The sequence below is a fragment of the Shewanella sp. SP2S2-6 genome, from assembly GCF_031931965.1.
Lineage (GTDB): Bacteria > Pseudomonadota > Gammaproteobacteria > Enterobacterales > Shewanellaceae > Shewanella > Shewanella baltica.
The window spans coordinates 1-937 of the sequence record NZ_JAUOEQ010000074.1; the positions used below are offsets into that span (position 1 = coordinate 1).

General features: G+C 45.0%; 1 protein-coding gene. It reads right to left on the reverse strand.

Annotation, left to right across the window (positions count from 1 at the left end; genetic code table 11):
* Nucleotides 1-91: 91 nt before the first annotated feature.
* Nucleotides 92-937: IS110-like element ISSba19 family transposase (locus tag Q4Q57_RS22010; RefSeq protein WP_311892035.1), on the reverse strand; the 846-nt coding region annotated here is incomplete at its 5' end.

The window sequence follows — 937 nt, forward strand, 5'->3', positions numbered from 1 at the left end:
GTAGATCAGTCTGACTGTCTCATCATCAATTCAAGTGTCTTAGCAACTTGCTGGTTGGTTAATTATTAACGTTTATTGAATCTATTCAGCACTATACTGGAAGTCGATATTCTTCGTCATGCGCCGCGATAACCCATGCCATTCTCGCGAGTTTATTGGCGACGGCTACACAGGCTCGGTTAAAACCTCGGCGTTCTGCTAACTGGATTGCCCAGCAACTAAATTTATCCTGTTTATGACAACTGTGTTGCAACACAGCTCTGGCGCCGTGGATGAACAGGGTACGTAAGTAAGCATTTCCCCGCTTGCTTATTCCAAGGAGGTTATCTTTACCTCCACTGCTGTGTTGCTTGGGAACCAAGCCACACCAAGCTGAAAAGTGTCTACCATTACTGAAATCTTTACCATCACCTGCGGCGGCATAAAAGGCGGTAGCGGTGACTGGACCAATACCTGGGATAGTTTCTAAACGCTGGCAAATCACATTGTTCTTAGTTTCAGTGAGCACTTGAACGTCACAACCCTTAAGCCGTTTTTCTATATCACTAAACTCTTCATATAACTGATAAAAAATGGCCCGACCTTTGGTAGTCAGCGCATTGGTTTCATCCGCTAAAATATCTGGGAACTGTACTTTAAAAGCCGATTTACTTTTGGTTATCACAATGCCGTATTCCGCTAACATCCCTCTGACTTGATTGATTAAGGCGGTTGATTGTTTAGTTAATCGTTCGCGCATGCGGTGGAGCAGTTGCACATCTTGCTGCTCAACGCTTTTGGGTTTTACAAACCGCATGTTGGGTCGCTGCGCAGCTTCAGCGATGGCTAGCGCATCGTTGTAGTCATTTTTATTACCTTGCCGAAAAGGCACCACAAATTGAGGTGCGATTAGCTTGACGTTATGGCCCAACAGCTCAAATTCTCTGGCCCAGTAATT